The organism is Treponema sp., assembly GCF_024696245.1.
Classification (GTDB): domain Bacteria; phylum Spirochaetota; class Spirochaetia; order Treponematales; family Treponemataceae; genus Treponema_D.
This window is the reverse complement of record NZ_JAILGZ010000047.1, coordinates 1-4,725: the sequence shown is the minus strand read 5'-3', so window position 1 is coordinate 4,725 and position 4,725 is coordinate 1. Positions and strand designations below refer to the sequence as shown.

The window sequence follows — 4,725 nt, the reverse complement described above, 5'->3', positions numbered from 1 at the left end:
TGTAAGGTCATCAGGTCTTTTTGCTCCAAGAAGAACATCAAGACGCTTGGAAATTACATTTGGCAGGTCAAACTGATAGCGGTCCCAGGGATTCATTACTCCAAGAACAGTTTTCTTTCCGGCAGCATTCTGGTCAATTCTCTGAACAAGAGTTGTAAATACGGTGCGCAGATAATCTGTTCTTGCATAAAGAGGCTTGTAGCGGCTGTCGTTTGAAGGCTTCTGAAGAATAGGTGCACTGAATTTGTAGTGAGGCAGGAACCAGTATTTTACCCTCCATAAGAAATTGTTAAGGGTTTCTTTTCCGTACTGGGTGCGGGCATAATCTTTCTGTGAGTAAATTGAATTAACGTAATTCTTAAAGTAGTCACAGTATTTTTTATCAAAAAGATCTTCGTGGTAAGAAGCCCATTCACTTAAGGTAAGGTTAAAGTCATCCGGAAGTTCAGTAAGTTTTTCATCTGCCTTAATGTTAAAGTCAATGTTACGGCAGCCCTGAAGAAATTCCTCGATTATTTTAATAAGTACAACTGTTACCTGCAGAGGGTTTTCCGGGTGAAGCATATTAAAGCCGTCTTCAAATTCAAAGAGGGGCTGAAAGTATGGATACATGTCAGGGTGAGCTTCCAGTGCAGAAAATCCTGCTTTAGGAAAGAGCTGCTCCAGCATTTTAAGGCCGGCATTAACAAGTTCATCCTTTTTACCTGCAACATGGCGGTTTTCTTCCAGCTTTTTCTTGGCTTCTTCCTGAGCTTTCTTTTTATTGTCTTCCGGCTTCTTTTTATTTTTTTCCGGAAGAAGAAGGTCAAACTTAGTATGGTTTACAAACTGAAGAATGTTGGCAATCTGAGCTGTAAAGAATCTTGGGAATTCAACATATTCACTTGTGCACATTCTCATAAGGAGAGGGTACATTCCCTTAATAATCTGATTGTAGATGTAAATCCATTCTGTAATGCCCTGCTTTGCCAGCATCTGCATTTTTGCCTTGTCGGCATCCGGGTAGGCTGTAATATCAGTGTAGATTTCTTTTATAAGGGCCGGAATCTGCTGTTCACCAATGTAATAAATTGTAATAAGTTCATGATAAACTGCACGTACAAAAGGAATAAGCATGGAAACAGTAAGGTTGTCTGCTGCGTTTTCTACGTCTAAGGCCAGTACCTTAATGTCACGCATGGACCATTTTCCGATAGTGCGGAGAAACTTAAACTTTAAATCTGTTTCTGTAGCAATCTTACTCTTGTAGTGATCAGGAGAAAGCTGAATAAAAGTTTTGATGGTACTGATAAAAGCCTGCATGTGTTCAATGTGCTTTTTAACTGTGTACTCACCAAACTTCTTTGTAACTTTTTCCCTGTTTTTCTGAGACATTCTAAAAAGAAAGTTAAAGAGACCAAGGTTAGGCTTGATGTCATATTCAGGATCCATCATAACCCTGTCAATCATTTTAAGATCCCTGGATGTCAGGGCAGGAAGATCTTCTTCTGTCTTTCTTCTTTTAACATTTGTTGTTGTTACGATTTGATTTACGCTTGCCATTTGAGTTCTGTTTGTTGTTGAAGATAATGCACCGCTGGCTGAAGAAATATCAGAAGCACTGTGACCTGTTGCACGGATTACTTCTGTATGATTCTTTCGCCTGGGCATATTTGATGAATCTGGAGCTGATGCCCGTTCCTTTAAGACTTCACCGCCGAGTTTATTTGCCAGGGACTGCGCTTCAAGGGGATCAATCGGACCTATCTTCTGCCTTATTTTATCAATAGTGCCCGGTTCCAGTGTTTTTGATGCCTTGAATTCTGAATCGCTGTTTGCCATATAAACCCCGCTGTAATTTAAAGCCTGATATTATATTTCTGTGAAATACCGTTGAATCCCTTAAAGCTGATTTTTTCTCCGTCACAAGTTGCCAGAGTTCCTTCAAGCTTTCCAAAGATTGTGTTGTAAACGGCTTTCAATAAGAAAATACTTACTCTGTTTATATTATCGGAAGATGGCGTAAAACTTAAGTCAATCATATTTTCTGTATCCTGAATGACCCAGTCTTTTTTTATTCCGAATGGGTGGGTTATTACTACAGGTGGCAGTACAGTAACCTTTCCGTCGTAAAAAAGCATGTTGCCGTTGTAGCGGTCAGGGTTTGCTGCTTCCTGGGAAGTTGATTCAATTCTAAAAAGAACCGGCTTGTCATTGCAGCTGCCGATTCCCGTAATAAATTCACCCTGGTTGTGAACCTTCATGTAGGTGCGGTTAATGTCAAGAAAGCCTAAGCCCTCTGTTTCTGCCATAGTCTGAGGTGCCTGTTTTTTATAGGTAACTGTAATTGACCCCTTAAGGCTGAACCCCGCATTGTATTTTCCTGTGCAGCGTCTCATTGTTGGGGATGGCAGTATGGAAGTAAGTTCTGTTGCAAGATTGTCAGAGAATCTGCCGTTAAGGCTTGCACTTACAGAAGGCCTTACACTGTCTCCCTTTAATTTAAAGTTAAGGGAAATACGTCCGGATTTTCTGTCCCAGCTTATTCGTATATATCTTGTATTCATGTAACAGCCGGTAGCAGCTACGTTCATGTCATGGGGAACAAAACGCTTTCTCGGTCCCATTACTGAATGATATACGAATTTTTTTAGTGTTTTTGCATTCCAGAAAACTACTTCTGCAAAACCGAATATCTTGGCATCAAGAAAATTTACGTGGCCGATATAATCACCTACGCTAAAATAAAGCGAAAGACGGCTTTTTATCCGGAGGTTGCTTAAGAATTTTGGAAAGTGAAAAGAATAGGGATTTTTTACACCCCTTATGTCCAGCCTGTCAGGATGTCCCTTAAAAGTACCAAATACGGGGATTCCGTTTTTTACGAATTTACCAGGCTGCTCTAAAATTTCTCTAGTATACAAAGTCCTCTCCATGTTTGTATAGGAAGATATCTTTGTATTATAGCATAGAAGTGCCTTAGCTGTCATTATTCCCCGCAAAGTGGCCTTTATATAGTAAAAAGTGCCTTATTTTCTATATACACGTGTTGAAATTTTCGGGGCTTCGGTATATGTTGTAGTGTACGTTTATTGCGTTTATTTCCTACTAAGAGGTGTTTTATGGGAACCATTAAATATGATTTTACAGTTGAATCCCTGGGTGAATGTAAGGTTAAGTCACCAATTGAACTTTCTCAGAATTACGGTGACTTCCGTGCTAATTATGTACGTGATTCATCTTTTATTCGTAATAGAGTTAATGTTTTTAATAAAGATGATGAAGAAAATGACCCAAAATCTACATACCTTGAAAAGGCAGGTCCCCGTGAATTTATTTATTTTAACCCTGCTCATGTAACAGCCGGTATTTGTACTTGTGGTGGTCTTTGTCCAGGTCTTAATGATGTTATGCGCGCTGTTGTACGCTGTCTCTGGAACCGCTATGGTGTACGCCGCATTAAGGGTATTAAATTTGGATATCAGGGTTTCTTTGCAGAAAACGGATATGATGTTGTAGACCTTAACCCACGTATCGTTGATGATATTCATAAGATTGGTGGAACTTACCTTGGTACAAGCCGTGGTGGTGGAGACCGTGTAGTTGATATCGTTGATTCAATTGAACGCCTTGGCATCAACATGATGTTTATTATTGGTGGTGACGGTACTCAGCGTGGTTCCCTTGATATTGCAAACGAAATTGAACGCCGTGGTCTTAAAATTGCAGTTGTTGGTATTCCAAAGACTGTAGATAATGACCTTCAGTTTATTGACCGTTCCTTTGGTTTTGAAACTGCAGTACAGAAGGCTACTCAGGCTGTTAATTCCATTCACATGGAAGCTCAGTCACAGATTGGTGGTATTGGTCTTGTAAAACTTATGGGTCGTGAATCAGGATTTATTGCAACAGCAACAGCCCTTGCTTCTCACGAAACAAACTTCTGTCTTATTCCAGAAGTTCCATTTGAACTTGACGGACCAAACGGCTTCCTCCATCACCTGGAAGAACGCCTTGCTAACCGTGGTCATGCAGTAATCGTAGTAGCAGAAGGTGCCGGACAGGAACTTCTTGCAGCTACTAATGCTACAGATGCTTCTGGTAACAAAAAGCTTGCTGATATTGGTGTTTACCTCCGTGATAGAATCAACAAGTATTTCTCAGAAAAGAATATTCCTATTAACCTTAAGTATATCGATCCAGGTTACGAAGTTCGTGCTGCAGTTACTACAGCAAATGACTCTATCTACTGTGAACGTCTTGGTAACAATGCTGTTCATGCAGCAATGGCCGGAAAAACAAAGATTGTAATTGGTCTTGTTCATGACAAGTATGTTCATATTCCAATCAGCATGGCTACACTTCAGAGAAATGTTGTAGACCCAGAAAGCTCACTCTGGAGAGACTGTCTTGATGCTACACTTCAGCCAATCTATATGGTAAACAACATGTCTACTGTTCTTGAAAGACTTAAGAAAGACCGTGCCGATGCAGAAACAAAGGCACTTAAGCGTCTTGAAAAAGTAAATGCAATGAAAAAATAATTTTCTGTAGTTACAGATAAATATCTTTTTATACAGGCTGTACATTTTTGTGCAGCCTTTTTTTATGGGCTCGTGAGCCTGTGAAAATATGTAGCGAAGCGAAATATTTTCATAATAAACCACCCGCTATGCGGGTGAGAGACAAAAGCTTATAGCAAAAAAAAAGCTTTCCTCGAAGGTGTACAATAAGATTGTTCAAGTC

Annotated in this window: 3 protein-coding genes; 1 reads left to right on the top strand and 2 read right to left on the bottom strand. The window is 39.9% G+C overall.

What is annotated here, in order from left to right; all coding sequences use genetic code 11:
- Together K6D58_RS03290 and K6D58_RS03285 are read right to left on the bottom strand one after the other, a co-directional pair.
- Positions 1-1,821: hypothetical protein (locus tag K6D58_RS03290; protein WP_296827557.1), on the bottom strand; the 1,821-nt coding region annotated here is incomplete at its 3' end.
- A gap of 17 nt (positions 1,822-1,838) precedes the next feature.
- The gene (locus tag K6D58_RS03285; protein WP_296827555.1) at positions 1,839-2,903 is read right to left on the bottom strand and encodes a DUF2804 family protein; all 1,065 of its coding nucleotides are present in this window, start codon (positions 2,901-2,903) and stop codon (positions 1,839-1,841) included.
- 198 nt (positions 2,904-3,101) lie between these two features.
- Between K6D58_RS03285 and K6D58_RS03280 the strand changes: the two genes are divergently transcribed.
- Positions 3,102-4,523, top strand: coding sequence for an ATP-dependent 6-phosphofructokinase (locus K6D58_RS03280; RefSeq protein ID WP_296827552.1), 1,422 nt, complete (start codon positions 3,102-3,104; stop codon positions 4,521-4,523).
- Positions 4,524-4,725: the final 202 nt, after the last annotated feature.

Bases quoted from the DNA above. Each gene is read 5' to 3' on its own strand.
- K6D58_RS03280 (WP_296827552.1), top strand. From the start codon at position 3,102: ATGGGAACCATTAAATATGATTTTACAGTTGAATCCCTGGGTGAATGT.